Annotated in this window: 16 protein-coding genes; 7 read left to right on the top strand and 9 right to left on the bottom strand. The window is 68.8% G+C overall.

Annotation, left to right across the window (positions count from 1 at the left end; genetic code table 11):
* Positions 1–79: 79 nt before the first annotated feature.
* Both ABZ904_RS47730 and ABZ904_RS47725 read right to left on the bottom strand, forming a co-directional pair.
* A complete protein-coding gene (locus ABZ904_RS47730; protein ID WP_361830385.1) occupies positions 80–382 on the bottom strand; it encodes a hypothetical protein in 303 nt (100 codons plus the stop codon).
* A 128-nt stretch (positions 383–510) separates the two neighbouring features.
* Positions 511–744, bottom strand: a complete 234-nt coding sequence (locus ABZ904_RS47725) for a hypothetical protein (protein ID WP_359408991.1) — start codon at positions 742–744, stop codon at positions 511–513.
* Between the two features lie 1,094 nt (positions 745–1,838).
* Here ABZ904_RS47725 and ABZ904_RS47720 point away from each other — a divergent pair.
* The 4 genes from ABZ904_RS47720 to ABZ904_RS47705 all read left to right on the top strand — a co-directional run bounded on the left by ABZ904_RS47720 (position 1,839) and on the right by ABZ904_RS47705 (position 5,625).
* Complete coding sequence (locus ABZ904_RS47720) at positions 1,839–2,351, top strand: hypothetical protein (RefSeq protein ID WP_361830383.1); 513 nt, start codon at positions 1,839–1,841, stop codon at positions 2,349–2,351.
* Positions 2,352–2,585: 234 nt separating this feature from the next.
* Positions 2,586–3,596, top strand: a complete 1,011-nt coding sequence (locus ABZ904_RS47715; RefSeq protein WP_359409003.1) for an AraC family transcriptional regulator — start codon at positions 2,586–2,588, stop codon at positions 3,594–3,596.
* Positions 3,597–3,676: 80 nt separating this feature from the next.
* The gene (locus tag ABZ904_RS47710; protein ID WP_361830381.1) at positions 3,677–4,804 is read left to right on the top strand and encodes a hypothetical protein; all 1,128 of its coding nucleotides are present in this window, start codon (positions 3,677–3,679) and stop codon (positions 4,802–4,804) included.
* Positions 4,801–5,625 (top strand): SDR family oxidoreductase, encoded by an 825-nt coding sequence (locus tag ABZ904_RS47705; RefSeq protein WP_361830379.1) that lies wholly within the window; start codon positions 4,801–4,803, stop codon positions 5,623–5,625. The genes ABZ904_RS47710 and ABZ904_RS47705 overlap by 4 nt, the downstream gene beginning before the upstream one ends.
* A gap of 535 nt (positions 5,626–6,160) precedes the next feature.
* Here ABZ904_RS47705 and ABZ904_RS47700 read toward each other — a convergent pair.
* From ABZ904_RS47700 to ABZ904_RS47690, 3 genes are all read right to left on the bottom strand, one after another.
* Positions 6,161–7,513: a hypothetical protein gene (locus ABZ904_RS47700; protein ID WP_361830377.1), complete on the bottom strand. Its 1,353-nt coding sequence runs from the start codon at positions 7,511–7,513 to the stop codon at positions 6,161–6,163.
* Positions 7,514–7,581: 68 nt separating this feature from the next.
* Positions 7,582–7,998: a YeeE/YedE thiosulfate transporter family protein gene (locus tag ABZ904_RS47695; RefSeq protein ID WP_359411071.1), complete on the bottom strand. Its 417-nt coding sequence runs from the start codon at positions 7,996–7,998 to the stop codon at positions 7,582–7,584.
* Complete coding sequence (locus ABZ904_RS47690; protein WP_361830375.1) at positions 7,998–8,654, bottom strand: YeeE/YedE thiosulfate transporter family protein; 657 nt, start codon at positions 8,652–8,654, stop codon at positions 7,998–8,000. The genes ABZ904_RS47695 and ABZ904_RS47690 overlap by 1 nt, the downstream gene beginning before the upstream one ends.
* 791 nt (positions 8,655–9,445) lie before the next feature.
* Here ABZ904_RS47690 and ABZ904_RS47685 point away from each other — a divergent pair.
* Together ABZ904_RS47685 and ABZ904_RS47680 are read left to right on the top strand one after the other, a co-directional pair.
* Positions 9,446–9,739: a hypothetical protein gene (locus ABZ904_RS47685; protein ID WP_361005600.1), complete on the top strand. Its 294-nt coding sequence runs from the start codon at positions 9,446–9,448 to the stop codon at positions 9,737–9,739.
* The gene (locus tag ABZ904_RS47680) at positions 9,727–10,155 is read left to right on the top strand and encodes an MFS transporter (RefSeq protein ID WP_361830373.1); all 429 of its coding nucleotides are present in this window, start codon (positions 9,727–9,729) and stop codon (positions 10,153–10,155) included. The genes ABZ904_RS47685 and ABZ904_RS47680 overlap by 13 nt, the downstream gene beginning before the upstream one ends.
* Positions 10,156–10,559: 404 nt before the next feature.
* Here the strand turns inward: ABZ904_RS47680 and ABZ904_RS47675 are convergent, their stop codons facing one another.
* From ABZ904_RS47675 to ABZ904_RS47660, 4 genes are read right to left on the bottom strand one after another with little or no spacing between them, the layout of a single operon-like run.
* Positions 10,560–11,492, bottom strand: a complete 933-nt coding sequence (locus ABZ904_RS47675) for an ABC transporter substrate-binding protein (protein WP_359411079.1) — start codon at positions 11,490–11,492, stop codon at positions 10,560–10,562.
* A 12-nt stretch (positions 11,493–11,504) separates the two neighbouring features.
* Complete coding sequence (locus ABZ904_RS47670) at positions 11,505–12,167, bottom strand: ABC transporter permease (RefSeq protein WP_359411081.1); 663 nt, start codon at positions 12,165–12,167, stop codon at positions 11,505–11,507.
* 1 nt (position 12,168) lies between these two features.
* On the bottom strand, positions 12,169–12,810 hold the full coding sequence (locus ABZ904_RS47665) for an ABC transporter permease (protein WP_359411083.1): 642 nt from the start codon (positions 12,808–12,810) through the stop codon (positions 12,169–12,171).
* Positions 12,807–13,841 (bottom strand): ABC transporter ATP-binding protein, encoded by a 1,035-nt coding sequence (locus tag ABZ904_RS47660; RefSeq protein WP_359411085.1) that lies wholly within the window; start codon positions 13,839–13,841, stop codon positions 12,807–12,809. Before ABZ904_RS47660 ends, ABZ904_RS47665 begins: the two co-directional genes overlap by 4 nt.
* A 141-nt stretch (positions 13,842–13,982) precedes the next feature.
* On the opposite strand from ABZ904_RS47660, the gene ABZ904_RS47655 reads away from it, so the two are divergent.
* A partial coding sequence (locus tag ABZ904_RS47655; protein WP_361830370.1) for an aromatic amino acid lyase occupies positions 13,983–14,728 on the top strand: 746 nt, incomplete at its 3' end.

The following is a 14,728-nucleotide window of genomic DNA, read 5'->3' as shown; positions in this document are numbered from 1 at the left end:
CCTGACCCTCGAAGAAGATCAGGATGATCAGAAGATCGCGAAGTGGGTCACCGTTCATCCGCCGATCAGCGGTCCGTTTTCACCCGTCGCCGAGAGCATCCGGGGGCACAGAACCGGTCGAGCACCGGAGCTGCCCGGCTTGCGCGTCGTGCCACACATAGAACGTCGCCACCCCGGAAAAGCCCAGTTCGCGAATGTGTTCCCGGATGGCAGCAGTGGTCCGCTCAAAGGCAGCGACCACCTCAGCGGCGGACAACGACCTCCTGTCCTCGTCCGCCGCACCCAGCGACCAGGTGTTGGTCTCCCACTCCACCCGCCGGTCACCTGGCTCCAGCGCCAAGGGCTCGTCCGCCACCTCAGCGATCCACGTCAACAGCACCAAAGCAGTATCCCTGCACGGCGCGGACCCAAGACCACCATAAGAAACGACTCTTAGAAAGCACCGCCGGTGCCGGGGGCCGCCGTGTGCTCGGTCCACATGGCCGGTCTGGAACGTCCCGGTGGTGCGGGTCAGGCGTGGTCGACGAGCTCTGCCTTGCCCTGCTGGCGGGCGCAGTGGGCGCAGCAGAAGAACTGCCCGTCGGCCTGGAGGCCGTGACCGAGGATGCGGCATTGGCAGTTGGCGCAGGTCGGCGCCATCTTCTGGGCGGCGCATTCGAGGCTGTCGAAGGTGTGGACCCCTCCCTTGGCGTGCACGTCGAATGACATCTCGTAGTCGTTGCCGCAGACCTCACATACGGCCATGGACGCTCAACTCCTCAACACTTCCCGGACAGGACCGCTACCGGTACCTGCAACCGCCGGTGTTCCTCGACGGTAGTGAAGAGACATCACCGTCCTTGGGCGGCACGTTGGTCTGCAGCCCGAGCGGCATACAGGAATCACTCGGCCGGGCGCGGCGGTACGCGGCAGCCGTCCTGTCCTGCCGGCCTCGATACAGGACTGCCGCCTCTTTGTGAGGGGTGACCATGGAGCCACCCTTGCTTCGTCCGGCCCTGTGCGCGGTGTGAGCCATGGGTCCGGACAGGTGCAGGAGATTGGAGAGAGGGCGGCGGTAGGCGGCCGGCTGGTGGTCGGCCCTGGTGCCGGGCCGCGTGGGGGAGGGGTGAGGACGGCCCGGCACCAGGGTGGGGACGTCGTGCAGGCAAGGGACGGGGGCTTGCGGCGGTGGGGTCAGAGATCGGGGAGGTCGCACGGGGTGATGACGGTGTGGGCGTGGAGCCGGCGCACCATCTGTGAGGTGAGGAACCGGCCGAGGCCTGGAGGCCTGTAGGGGAGCGCTTGGTCGGTGGCGGGCAGCGCTCGCACCCCGCCGTCTCCGTACCGATCAAGGGCGCCGATCACTCCGGATTTCGGTGCACTCTGCACCAGGAACGCGGTCGGTCGCCTGGATCCGTCGGCAGCTCCCCGGCCGCCTGCTCGACCTCCGGAATGATCAACGGCATGTGACACACACGGGAGCACGGCACGCTGACGCCTGGCTCCCTTGTCGCCAGTTGGCCCCTCGGGTCGCAGACAGGCACACCGGGGCCTATCCCGACGTCGACGACCTCGACCGTGCGCTGCGCAAGCTGTTGTGCGCGATGCGCGGCCTGGTCTTTGGTGACCGGCCGCCGGCGCGAAGACCTCAAGCCGGGGATGCCTGATGCCGGCCCGTGGGCATAACGAGGACAACCCCGCCGCGCCGAAGTACGGCGGGAAGCTCACCTACGACCCGCACAAGACGCTCATCCGCCGCGACACCTGCCGTCGCGCGTACGGGCCCACCGACTGGACCCAGCTCGACGCCGCCGCCGGCCACACACCCGCTCACCCTCACGGCTGCCCAGGAGGCCCCAGTGATCCGTATCCAACACCAGCCCGGCGACATCGGACTGACCGGCATCACCGGCCCCGTCGGCCGGCTCATCCAGATCGGGCAGTGGCTCAACGGCGACGGCTTCGGCCCGTACGAGCACGCCTTCATCGTGGTGCCCGACGACCAGCTCATCGAGGCCGAGCCCGGGGGCGCCCGGGTCGTCCCGCTGTCCGAGTACGACGACCGCGAGGTGCTGTACGTGTCGCCGGCCGAGCTGACGCCGGCCCAGCGCGAGGCGATCGTCTCGTGCGCCCTCAAGTACCGCGACGTCCCGTACAGCTTCCTCGACTACGCCGCGCTCGCCGCGCACCGCTTCCACCTCCCGGTGCCCGGACTGCGCACCTATGTGGAGTCGACCGGGCACATGATCTGCTCCCAGCTGTGCGACCAGGCGTACAAGGACGCCGGCATCCAGCTCTTTGACGATGGACGGTGGGAGGGCTACGTGACCCCCATGGATCTCTACAACCAGCTCGCCGACCCGACCCGATGAACCGCGGGTACGGCATCCCGCGTCACAGTCATGCCGGGAAGTGAGACGAGTACGGCAGGAGCGTCACCGGCAGGTTGTCTCTGCCCGGTTGAGGCGGCCACGCTACCGGCGAAGATCAAACGAAACGGGACACTTCCAGCAGGGCTCTGTGTCCAGATTCAGGCGATCCCATGGAGGCCGGACTTTCCCCTTGACCGCAGACCTGCTGGGGTTAGCCTCGCTCGGGTGGGTGCGATGATTCGGGGCGCCAGCCTGCGCGGGTTCGCGCGCCTCGTCGAGGAACTCGACGGCGACCCCGGGGAGTTCATGGGGCGGTTCGCGATCCCTTGGCAGGCGCTCTCCTCCGAGGAGGGGCTCATCTCGATCACAAGCCACGACCTGATGCTCGACGCGGTCGCCCGTGAGCTTCGATGCCCTGATTTCGGCCTTCGCCTGGCTTGCCGCCAGGATCTCAGCATCCTCGGCCGGCTGGCGCTGGCCATCCAGGCGTCGTCGACGGTGGCGGAGGCACTGGAGTGTGCCTCGCGGTTCATGTTCGTGCACAGCTCGGCGCTGAGCGTCGGTGTGGAACCGGATCCGCGGGGGTGTCGTGAGGTGGTGGCGCTGACCTATCGGAAGGATCTGCGCGAGTCGCCGTACTCCCCGCAGGCCATGGAGCTGGGGCTCGGCCTCTTTCACCAGGTGGCGGTGGCTCTGGTCGGCAGCCTGGCCGGCCTTCGGGCGGTGGAGCTGCCGCACCAGCCTCTGTCGCCGGTGTCGCGGTACACCGAGTTCTTCGGCGTGGATGTGAAGTTCGGGTGCCCGACCGCCGCGCTGCGCGTGGAACGGCGACTGCTCGACGAGGAGTTCCGCAGCGCTGACGCGGTGATCCGCCGGCTCGCCGTCGACTACCTGGCCAGTCACCACACCGATCCGGAGCGCTTGGTCTCCACGCACGTTCGGCGGGCCCTGGCCGGGAGCGTCGGCACCACCCCTGCGGCGATCGGTCACGTCGCGCGGCTTCTTGCGATGCATCCCCGGACGCTGCAACGGCGGCTCGCCGCGGAGTCGACCAGCTTCGAGGAGATCCTCGAGGACGTACGGCAGGGTCTCGCGCTGCGCTACATCACCACCACCGAACTGCCTCTTGGACAGGTGGCCGCGATGGCGGGCTTCGCCGACCAGTCCGGCCTCAGCCACGCCGTACGACGGTGGTGGGGCGCCAGTCCGAGCGAGGTGCGCCGTCGGGTGCGTGGTAGCTCATGAGATTGTCGCGCTGGAACAAATCCCACCGTGCTTCAGCGGGCATTGTGCTGCCCCGGGCGACGAGAGCGAGGAGTGGGCCCATGGCGGCAGCCGGAACCGACCATCTGACCGAAATCGGTGCGCGAGTGATCCCCGAGTTCGACGGCGTCCATGACGTGTGGCCGCGCGGCGAACGGCTGCGGGCGGTCCGCGAGGCCGCCGCGGCGTACAAGGAGCGCTTCAAGGCCCAGGGCCAGGTGCGCGCGGTGAAGTCGGTTGACATCGCCGCGGCGCCATACCCGGTGAAGTACGCCTTCCACGACGCCGTCTCGGTGCCCACGCTCCCGCTGATCTCGATGATCAACCGCATGATCGTCGTGCAGTACGACGACTTCGACGGCCGGGCACGCACGCTGGTCTTCGAGCCGACGGTGCCGGAGGGCTCCGCACAGGCGCCGTTCTACCGCAACCTGCAGAAGGTGACGGCCAAGGTTCCCGGTGGCAAGCTGCTCGAGCGGATGGTGCTGAGGTATTACGCCGAGCCAGGCGACGTGCTGCGCCGACTGGGGCTGACCCCCGACGACATCGACTTCTGCACCTTCGACCACCTGCACGTACAGGACCCGCGGATGATCCTGGGCTCCACCGAGGTCATCGAGGGCGAGGCGGCTGAACGCGAACCGCTGTTCGGCGGGGCGAGGATGCTGGTGCACAACCGCGAGCTGGCGACCCTCGAGTCCCTGCACCCGATGCAGTGGGCGTGGTACGTCGACGGCGGGCTCGACGGCGTCGACCGGGAGAAGTTCGTCACCTTCGACGGGGACGTCGAGCTCGGTCCCGGCGTCGCGCTGCTGTGGACGCCCGGGCACACCGATGGCAACCACTCGCTGGTGCTCAACACCCCCGACGGGGTGTGGGTGTCCTCGGAGAACGGTATTTCGCTGGACAACTGGCAGCCGGAGCTGTCCAAGATTCCCGGCGTACGCCGCTACCACGAGGTCTTCGGCCGCGAGATATGCCCCAACGCCAACACGCTGGAGGACTCGCTGGACCAGTTCGACTCGATGGTCAAGGAGAAGACGCTCGCCGACCGGTGCAAGGCGGATCCGCGCTGGCTGCAGATCCTGCCGTCCACCGAGCTGGCCCCGTGGAAGCGGTTCTGGCCGGTGGTGCCCACCTACGTCCACGGCGGGATCACCTACGGCGAGATCAAGGGCGGTCGGCGATGAACCGCTCCGGCGCCGGCGCGGTGGTCACCGGGGCGGGCCGTGGCCTCGGCAGGCTGATCGCTGCGGCTCTGGTCCAGCGCCGCCACCAAGTGCTGGTCACCGACGTCGACGAGGAGGCGGCATGCGCCGCGGCGGCCGAGCTGGGGCCTGACGTGTTGTGGGCCGCCGTCGACGTGCGCGACGAGGTCCAGGTCGCCGCGGCGCGGGACCGCATCGTGGCAGAAGCCGGCCGCCTCGACGTGTGGGTCAACAACGCCGGCGTGCTCGTGACCGGGCCTGCTTGGGAGCAGCCGCCCGACGTACGACGCCTGATGCTGGAGGTCAACGCGCTCGGCACCGTCAACGGCACCGTCGCCGCGATAGAGGCCATGCGGGGTACGGGCGGGCACATCGTCAACGTCGTATCCCTGGCGGGACTGACCGCGGTCCCGGGCGAGGCGGTGTACGCCGCGTCCAAGCACGCCGCGATCGGCTTCAGCCTGAGCACACTCGCCGACCTGCGCCTGGCCGGGATCAAAGAGATCGACATCTCCTGTGTCTGCCCCGACGGCATCTGGACCCCGATGCTCCACGACAAACTCGACGACCCCGCCGCGGCACTGTCCTTCTCCGGCAAACTGCTCATGCCCGAGGAGGCCGTCGAAGCGGTGCGCAAGGTGCTGGACCGCCCACGCCCGGTCACCGTGGTACCGGGCTGGCGGGGACTGCAGGCGCGCCTGGCAGACGCGCTCCCCTCGTTCGGGCTGCATGCCGTCCCCCTGGCGGTCGCGCAGGGCAGGCGGGTGCAGCGGAGGATGCTGGCGAAGAGACGGTCGGTGTAGAAAGCTCACCTCTCCTCTTCCTCGCTGGTATCGGCGGTGGCCGGGTCGCGGCCTCAGGCCGCCGTTGGCCGGGTTGGAAGCACGGAAGCCGCAGCGACCCAGCACGTTGAGGTTCGCGTGCCGACGCGTCGACCACGAGGTGACGCTTGAGCACTGTCCATCCATCGCGTACCCCGAGCGGGTCGTCGGCGTCTGCGCCTGGTAGTGGCCGGACCTTGTACGCCGCGGCCCTCGCGCACGGTGCGGTGCCCGCCCACCTTCGCCACGCCGGGCGCCGGCCTCCCTTGAACTGGTTCTCGTCTGTGCTCTGTTGCGCATGCCCGGGCGATGCCGTGGCTGACCTGCGGGGGTGCTGATGACGTCGGCGGCGTGCGCCGGGCGGGTATCCCGCTCGCGCTGCGGGGTTGGGCGCGGTCGGTCAGGGGGTGAGGGGCGGCGGGTGGCGAGTGCTTCGAGGCGAGAGCGATCCGTTTCCCGGCCCGTGAACACCTGGCCGTCTCCCACCGCTCACGGCGTGATCGACATGGTTCACGTCTTACGACGTCCCCTGACCGGGGTCCCCTGGCGGGGCCAGGTGCTTGATCTTGATCCAGTCGCGGGTGCGCCGCCCGGGAAGGTAGGGGCTGGTGAGGCGTTTGGCGACGATGCCGTCGAAACCTTCGCATCGGCTGTGTTCCAGGGCGGCAGTGGCCATGGCGGGCCAGGCGGCGGGCATCATGATGCCGGGGCCGGCGAGGCTGAGGTCGTCCAGCAGGTCGCGGCGAGCGGTGTATGGCAGCTGGATGGTGGGTTCGCCCAGGAAGAGGATGTCGTAGATCATCAGCTGGACGGGAAGGTCGGAGCGGGCGTGATCGACAGCGGCCGGGTGGTGCAGGCTGATGCGCTGCTGCAGCCGTTCCACCGACGGGCGTCCTTCGTCGTCGAGCACGACGATCTCCCCGTCCAGCACCGCCTCCGGCGCCGGCAGCAGCCCCGCGAGGGCCTGCAGTTCCGGGTACTGGGCCGTCACGTTCAGCCCGGCGACGGACACAAACTGCACCGTCCCGTCGGCGGGCAGGTGGACGATGGTGCGTTCCCCGTTCCACAACGTTTCGTACGCGTACTCGCCCTGCGTCTGTGGTGGGGGCAGCGGTCCGATCACCGCCAGCATCGGTGACAGCGGCGGCAGCTCATGCGGCTGAGCGGGCCCCGGTGGCGGGTGTGTGGTCATGTTTTCCAGCGTGACGCCTGCATCCTGCGGGGGCGACTTCGCCGCTCGGACGGGTCGGCCGTACAGCGGCACGCCTTGCAGACGTCGATCTCGGCATCGACCGCGATGCCGGTGACGCCCTTGCCGGTGTCCGCCCCGGCGATGACGCCCGCCGCATGCGTACCGGTGCCCACCTCGTCCTTCGCCCAGCCCTCGTCCGTGCCGTGCGCGAGATCGGTCCCGGAACGCACCCGCCGTCCCGTCGGCCCCGGTGATGCCCTGGGCCGGCCACGTCGCGCCGATCAGGAACACTCCCGCGCCCGCCAGCGGTTCGCCGTCCAGGCCGCTGACGCGCAACGTGATGTCCACGGGGTGTTCCAGGGGCATCACCAGCCCCGGATCACGCAGCGGCACGGCTGCGGCGGCCGGCGCGGCGACCGGCCCGGCCACGGACAGCGGCAGGTCCGGTTCGATGTGCACATGCAGCGACCGCATCGCCGGCACCTGGGCCTCGGCCGCCTCGACGACCGCGATCTCCGGGCAGAAGGGCTGCAGTCCGGTCGACTGGAGCTTTTCCGACGGCTGGAGCCTGTGGATCACCTTGACCTCGGGCATCCGGTCGAGGCGGTCGCAGACCGCGTCCATGCTCAGTTCGGGAACCCCCGGTGGAAGCAGGCTCTGCGGCAGCGGCGTGACCATGTACCGTTCGCGACGCGGCCCCACCGAGAGCGGTGAGTGCTTGTGGTCGTGTCGGTGAGCGCCCTTGATCAGAGCCCGCAGGAGCCCCGGTCGAGGTGGAAGTATCGGGCGTTGGCCCAACGGCACAGCCGGATACCGACGGCGACGCCGACGATTGTGACCAGGGCAGGCAGGTATCCGCTGGCAACCTGAGTGATCGGGATTGCCGGGCACCCACCTGAGATGGCCCAGCCCGTACCGAACAACACTGCGCCTGGGATCACTCCGGCGTGGATCCGCCCCGGGGTGCGGCGGACCCGTAGCACAGCGAACACGCATGCGATGATCACGACGGCGCCGGCGAAGGAGAGCAACATGCGCAGGTCCTGAAAGGTGAACATGCGGTTCAGTTCGGTGTAGTCGCCGAAACCGATGTTCGTGACGGTATAGCCGAGGGTCAGACCGGTGATGATGTTGGCCATCAGAATCGCGCCGCGGGTGCGCATCAGATCACCTTCCACAAGAGGAACGACACCCCGACGGCGGTGCCGAAGAACACCGCGGTCGCGACGATGCTGACCGGGCGTAGACGGCCGCAGCCGCTGAGTCCGTGGCCGGAGCTGCACCCGCCGGCCAATCGAGTGCCAAAGCCGACGAGCACGCCTCCCACGAACAACAGGGCGACCATGGTGATCGGATTGGCGGTGACCAGGTTCCGAAAACCCGGGCCCATGTCGAAGCGGAGGTGGAACCGCCCGGAGGTGACCGAGGCGATCAGTCCGCCGAGGAAGATCGACACCAGCAAGGCAGCCTGGGTGACCAGCGGGACCGGCCGCAGACTCGTGGCCGAGGGGCCGTCATCTGCAGCCGGTTCGACGGCCGGGTCCAGCGCTTGCGTCCCCCCGTACGGAGCCTGCGACATGGCTGCCGCACCGGGACCGGCTCCGAAGTGCTCCGCGGTGGCCGCGGTGAGCGCGTCGGCGAGGGCACGATCGTCTTCGAACCCCTCCTCCGTCCGTTCGAGCTCACGTTCCCTGCGCCAGTGCAACACGCGGTCCCACGCCGAGGAGACCCCGAAAGACCGATCGGTGGTGAGGGTGTAGTTGATGGTGACCAGAGCGAGCCCGACAGCGCCCGCCCACCAGGGCCAGTAGGAACTCATGCAGGGCCTTTCATCCAATCGGCGAATCGAGCCCACCAGCCGCGCTTCGAGTCGGGCGCTGGGCGCGCGTGTCGAGCGAAGCGGTCCGGAAGCTGGGGAAACTGTGCGGGTGGTGACGGTCGGTGATGTCCCACCGGTTCTGGCGAGGGTGCTGCGAACGGGGCGGTCATTCCCGGCGACGCGGTTCCAGGTCCTGACCGCTGCGGTGGCCGGTCTGGTCCCGGCCGGGACCAAGTCCCGGTCTGGGGGGAGTAGGGATTGAGTCCTGGTGGCGGGGTCTGTCGGGGTGCCTGCCTTGGGTCGGCCGCGCCGGACCGGTTCTCATCGGCCGGGGGTTCGAGGTGCCGCGCGCTGGCTCCGTTGGGCAGCAGACTGATCGGCACGCGTTCGCCGGTGAGCGACAACTGGTAGCGCGCGCAATCGTGCCACTGATCCTCGCTGTCGCAGTAGTACATGCGCCAGCCTTGCAAGCTTGCCCTGAGTAGGGGGAAAAGGGGGCATGTTGCAGCGTGCCGGCAACCCACGTTGCTCCCTCCTGAACGGCGCACACCACCCATTCGGAGAGGGCGGCTGTCGTTGTCGGTTCTTGTCCTTGCCGCGCCCGGTCGACGATCTCGATGCGTCGTGGAGTGCAGGCACAGCGCCGTACTGTGACTTTCCGTCATCGCGTTGAGACGTGATGCAACCACTGTTTCGGTATCCCGAGCAACCTCAACGGGCTTTTCAACCAAACCACTTGACATTGCATAGTGGGATACGCCAAGTGATGGATGTGCCAAGGGTGGCGACCGGTGTCGCTGGGACTCCACCCGCACGACCATGGAACCCGTGTCCGCCTCCAAGGCGGCGGGCACGTCAAGGTGCACCAGCGCCCGCCGGTGGTCGGCCAGGCCAAGATGATGACCCCCAGGGCACGGACCCGCGGCCGCCGCCCACGAGACAAGGAACGGCACATGCCCATCCCCGAGCGGACCACCAGCGATCCGTCCCCGCGGACGGCAACGGGCGCGGCCCAGGGCGGTACCGCCCGGATGAGCTCCAGGACCCTGGGGCGCGCCGGCACGCAGGGCGCGTGCTCGCCCTGAGCAGCCTCGGCGTGTTCGTGGTGTTCCTCGACACCACCATCGTCAACGTGGCCTTCGAGACGATCGGCCGCAGCTTCCACACCACCACCGGGCACCTGAGCTGGGTGCTGAACATTTACAGCCTGGTTTTCGCCGCGGCGCTGATACCCGCCGGGCGCCTGGCCGACCGGTACGGCCGCGAACGGGTCTTCCTCATCGGCATGACCGGCTTCGGTCTGATGAGCGCGCTGTGCGGGCTCGCCCCCAGCAGTACGGTGCTCATCATCGCCCGCGGGCTGCAAGGGGCCTTCGCCGCGCTGACGATCCCGACCTTGCTGGCCCTGATCCTTCCCGAGTTCCCGCCCTCGCGCCGCCCTGCGGCCATCGGCACAACGCCTACTGGCTCTTCGGCGCCCTGGGCCTGCTCAGCGGACTGATCATCTGCCTGCCCCAGCTCCGTCGCACCACCACCACCACGACACAAACCGCCTAGCAGCCGACCGCGGCCCGTGGTCTGCCCTGGGACGGAGGGGGCCTCTTGAGGGCGATGGCCTGGGGCGCTGGATCGCCGCGGCCCCGAGTCCCGCCCCCAGCAGACTCCTTCGGCTGATATCCCGCATGCCTGCCGTCTTTCGCCAGAACCAGGTGAGGATCGTGGGACCGTGCATGCTGGTGGGTTGGCGTTGGCTCTGGCGTGACGACTTGTTCGTGAGCGTCCTCCTATGATGCTTGTCGGGCGCCTGATCGCCGACCGCAATGGTGGCTGCCTACGGCGTACCCGGAGCGCTGTTCGACCTCTGCGGCCCTGGGGAATCGCCCTCATGGCCGGTCCTGGGTTGGCCTACTTCACCAGCCCGTGCCGCTTCGCGTACGCGTTCGCGACGTCCTGCGGGTCCTTCTTGTCGTTGTCGACCAGGCTGTTGAGCTCGGTGAGGTCGGCGGTGGTCAGGACGTTGCCGAGCCGGGCGAGCGCCTTGCGGACGGTGTCGTCCGCCTTGCGGTCGGCAATGAGCGGGACGATGTGCTGGCTGGGGATCAGATGCAGGGGGTCGGCCAGCACCACCCAGTCGTTTGACTTGATGTCGGTGTCGGTGGTGAAGAGATTCGCCACGTCCACGTCGCCCTTTTTCAGGGCGCCTTTGACCAGAGGACCGTCGGAGTCCAGCGACTTGAACTCCTTGAACTCGACGCCGTACACGTCCTTGAGGCCGACTGCGCCGACCTGGCGCTTCTTTACTTCGGGGGCGGCGCCGATGACCAGCTTGCCGTTCTGCTTCTTCAGGTCGGCCAGGGAGGCCAGGCCGTACTTGTTCGCGGTCTCGCGGGTGACGACGAAGGCGTCCGAGTCCTCCGCCATGCCGTAGGGCAGGATCTGGAGGCCGGCGGGTAGGGCGAGGGTGAGGGCGTTCTGCATCGCGCCCTGCTCGCTCGCCGTGGCCTTCGGGTCGAGGTAGTTGAGAAGGGCGCCCTGGTACTCGGGCAACAGGTCGATGTCGCCGCTTCTGAGAGCGGGGATCACGATCTCGCGGGTGCCGAGGTTGGGGCGCACGGTCACCTTCACACCGGCCGCCTGAAGGGCCGCCGCGTAGAGGTAGCCGAGGACCTGGTTCTCGGTGAAGTTGGCCGTGCCGACGGTGATTCCGCCCTTGCTGGAGCCCCCACCGCCGGTGCCGGATCCCTGGCTGTCGAGGGAGGTGATGCCGCTCGCGCAGGCGGAGAGGGCGGGGACGGAGGCGACCGCGAACAGGCCACCGAGGACAGTACGTCGGTTCATGTCAGGAGTTCCCTAAGCGGTGCGGTGGCGGAAGAGGAAGCGCTGAAGGCCGGCGAGGGTCACGTCCAGGATTACGGCGACCACGGCGACCAGCACCGCGCCGCCGAGCACTTGGACGAGGTCGCGCTGGGCGAGGCCGTCGAAGACGTATCGGCCCAGGCCGCCGAAGGAGACGTACGCGGCGATGGTCGCGGTCGCGACGACCTGGATCAGGGCCAGGCGCAGGCCCGTCATGATCAGGGGCAGCGCGAGCGGCAGTTCGACCTGGAAGAGGACCTGGTGGCCGCGCATGCCTTGGCCGCGCGCCGCGTCCTTCACGTCGGGGTCGACGGCCGTCATTCCCGCGTAGGTGTTGGTGACGATTGCCGGGACGGCGAGGGCGACGAGGGCGACGTACACGGGCAGCATCGACAGGCCGCCGGCCAGGAAGACCAGGACGACCAGGCCGACGGTCGGCAGGGCGCGACCGAAGGACGCGAGGTTGATCGCGAGGAAGGCGCCCTTGCCGGTGTGGCCGATCAGCAGGCCCAGCGGGAGGCCGATGGCGGCGGCGATGAGCGTGGCCACAAGGGAGTACTGGAGGTGTTCGGCGAGGCGGTGGGCGATACCGTCCGGGCCGGACCACTGGGATCCGCTGACCAGCCAGGTGCCGAGGTTCTTGAAGAGTTCGTACATCTCAGGCTCGCCGCCTCTTCCAGGGGGTGAGGACGTACTGGAGGGCCACCAGCACCGCGTCCGCGACGACGGCGAGGAGGAGGGTGAGGACCACGCCTGCGATTACGGGGGTGGGGAAGTTGCGCTGGAAGCCGTCCGTGAAGAGCTGGCCGAGGCCGCCGTCGCCGATGTACGTCGCGACGGAGACGAGGGAGATCGACATGACCGTCGCGATGCGGACGCCGGCCATGATCACGGGGAGGGCCAGGGGGAATTCGACCGTGAGGAGTGTGCGCAGCGGGCGTGTGCCCATCGCTTTCGCGGCCTCCTTCACCTTCACGGGGACGGAGTCGAGGCCCTCGACCGTGTTCCGCAGCAGAACGACCAGGGTGTAGACCGTCAGTCCGATGACCGTCGTGGTGCGGGTCAGGCCGCTCACCGGGAGGAGCAGCACGAAGATCGCGATCGACGGGATTGTGAACAGGACGTTCGAGGCACCGAGGAGGAAGCCGCGCAGGGGGCGGATTCGGTGGGCGATCACCGCGAGCGGGAGGGAGATCAGCAGGCCGAAAAGGACGGCGGTCAGGGCGGCCTGGAGGTGGGAGATGGTGAGGGTGGTCAATTCGCCGGTGTGGGCGCCGATCCACGACCAGTCGATCGTCATGCCGCCACCTGCACTTCCGCGTGCGCCCGGCCCGCGTGCTCGTGGATGTCGTCCCGCGATGAGACGCCGGTGAGTACACCGTCCGAGTCGACGCGGGCGATCAGTCCGGTGGGGGAGGCGATCGACTCGTTGAGGGCCGACAGGAGGGAGTCGGTGTCCTTCAGCGGTCGTACGGGGAGTTCTGCCTCCTCCGACCTCCAGTGCTGCGGCCTGCCCGCCTGGTCGAGGACGAGCGTCCAGGGCCCGCTGTGTGGCGCCGGGCCTTGGGGGACGTTCGCGAGCGTCTTCAGTGAGAGGAGCTTCAGGCCGCGTTCGGCGCCCAGGAAGTCGGCGACGAAGTCGTCGGCCGGGTGGGCGAGAAGTTCAGCGGGAGCGGCGCACTGGACGAGGTGGCCGCCGGTACGGAAGACCGCGATCTGGTCGCCGAGGCGGACGGCCTCGTCGATGTCGTGGGTGACGAAGACGATGGTCTTGCTCAGCTCCTTCTGCAGTCGCAGTAGTTCGTCCTGGAGTTGGGTGCGCACGACAGGGTCGACCGCGCCGAACGGCTCGTCCATCAGCAGCACCGGTGGATCGGCGGCCAGCGCGCGGGCGACACCGACCCGCTGCTGCTGACCGCCGGACAACTGGTGGGGGTACCGCTTGCCGGCGTCGGCGGCGAGACCGACGGTCTCCAGGAGTTCGGCAGCGCGGGCCCGCGCTTTGCGGCGGTTCCAGCCGAGCAGCAGCGGAACGGTGGCGATGTTGTCGAGCACCGTGCGGTGCGGGAACAGGCCGGCCTGCTGGATGACGTAGCCGATGGAGCGGCGCAGGTCGGCGGCGTCTTGCTGGGTGACGTCCTGGCCGCCGACCCGGATGGTGCCGGAGGTGGGCTCGACCATCCGGTTGATCATTCGCAGGGTGGTCGTCTTGCCGCAACCGGAAGAGCCGACGAGGACGGTGACGCCGCCTTCCGGCATCTCCAGGGATAGATCGTGGACGGCTGTCGTGCCGTTGGGGAAGCGCTTGTGGACCGCATCGAACTGGATCATGAGAAGTCCCTTGCCCGGCTGCATAATGTCATGCAGAGTTCTCGGTGAATGAATTACTTGTCAACAGTTCGGCGTTAATCCGAGGTGGCGGATGGCCGGCAGTCGAGATCGAATGTCCAGATTGAGGGAGATTCAGCCCTGATGTCGTCTCAAATTCTGGACGCATCCGGACGTGCGTACTCCGGGCCGGTCGTCCTCGACGGGATCGGGTTCGGCGTCGAGGACGTCGTACGCCTCGCCGACGGGGCCGCCCGGCCGGTGCCCGGCACCGAAGCGATGAAACGCGTGACCGAGTCCTGGGACGCCGCCCGGCGGATCGCGGCGACCGGGCGCGTCTACGGCCGCTCCACCGGTGTCGGCGCCAACCGGAACGAAGACGTACCCACCGAGGCCGCCGCCGACCACGGCCTGCGCCTGCTACGCAGCCACGCGGGCGCCATCGGCGAGGAACTCCCGGCCCGCCAGGTCCGCGCGATGCTCGCCATACGCGCCAACCAGCTGCTGGCCGCAGGAGCCGGCCTGCGGCCCAGCGTGATCACAGCCTTGTGCGAGGCGCTGGAGGCCGGAGTTCACCCGGTCGTCAACGAGTTCGGTTCCGTGGGAACGGGAGACATCGCGGCACTGGCGCAGGCGGGCCTGGCGCTGGTGGGGGAGCGGCCCTGGCGGCGGACGGGCACCTCCTGGCCCGACCCGTCCGGGACGGACGCGTCCGCGACGGGCGCCTCTGCTGAGAGGACCATCGTCCCGGTCCCCGAGCCGCAACCCCTCGACAACAACGACGCGCTCGCGCTGATCAGCAGCAACGCCCTCACCCTCGGCCAGGCCGCGCTCGCGCTGCACGAGCTGCGCGGGCTGATCGGTGCCACCCAGGTCGTCGCCGCGCTCTC

Origin of the sequence: Streptomyces sp. NPDC046900 (assembly GCF_040644975.1) — a bacterium.
Classification (GTDB): domain Bacteria; phylum Actinomycetota; class Actinomycetes; order Streptomycetales; family Streptomycetaceae; genus Streptomyces.
Note: the sequence above shows the minus strand (reverse complement) of the source record. Positions and strands in the feature narration are given on the sequence as shown.

Coding starts and splice junctions, on each gene's coding strand:
- ABZ904_RS47725 (WP_359408991.1), bottom strand. CDS start 744: ATGGCCGTATGTGAGGTCTGCGGCAACGACTACGAGATGTCATTCGAC.
- ABZ904_RS47715 (WP_359409003.1), top strand. CDS start 2,586: ATGATTCGGGGCGCCAGCCTGCGCGGGTTCGCGCGCCTCGTCGAGGAA.
- ABZ904_RS47710 (WP_361830381.1), top strand. CDS start 3,677: ATGGCGGCAGCCGGAACCGACCATCTGACCGAAATCGGTGCGCGAGTG.
- ABZ904_RS47705 (WP_361830379.1), top strand. CDS start 4,801: ATGAACCGCTCCGGCGCCGGCGCGGTGGTCACCGGGGCGGGCCGTGGC.
- ABZ904_RS47700 (WP_361830377.1), bottom strand. CDS start 7,513: ATGGTCACGCCGCTGCCGCAGAGCCTGCTTCCACCGGGGGTTCCCGAA.
- ABZ904_RS47695 (WP_359411071.1), bottom strand. CDS start 7,998: ATGCGCACCCGCGGCGCGATTCTGATGGCCAACATCATCACCGGTCTG.
- ABZ904_RS47690 (WP_361830375.1), bottom strand. CDS start 8,654: ATGAGTTCCTACTGGCCCTGGTGGGCGGGCGCTGTCGGGCTCGCTCTG.
- ABZ904_RS47675 (WP_359411079.1), bottom strand. CDS start 11,492: ATGAACCGACGTACTGTCCTCGGTGGCCTGTTCGCGGTCGCCTCCGTC.
- ABZ904_RS47670 (WP_359411081.1), bottom strand. CDS start 12,167: ATGTACGAACTCTTCAAGAACCTCGGCACCTGGCTGGTCAGCGGATCC.
- ABZ904_RS47665 (WP_359411083.1), bottom strand. CDS start 12,810: ATGACGATCGACTGGTCGTGGATCGGCGCCCACACCGGCGAATTGACC.
- ABZ904_RS47660 (WP_359411085.1), bottom strand. CDS start 13,841: ATGATCCAGTTCGATGCGGTCCACAAGCGCTTCCCCAACGGCACGACA.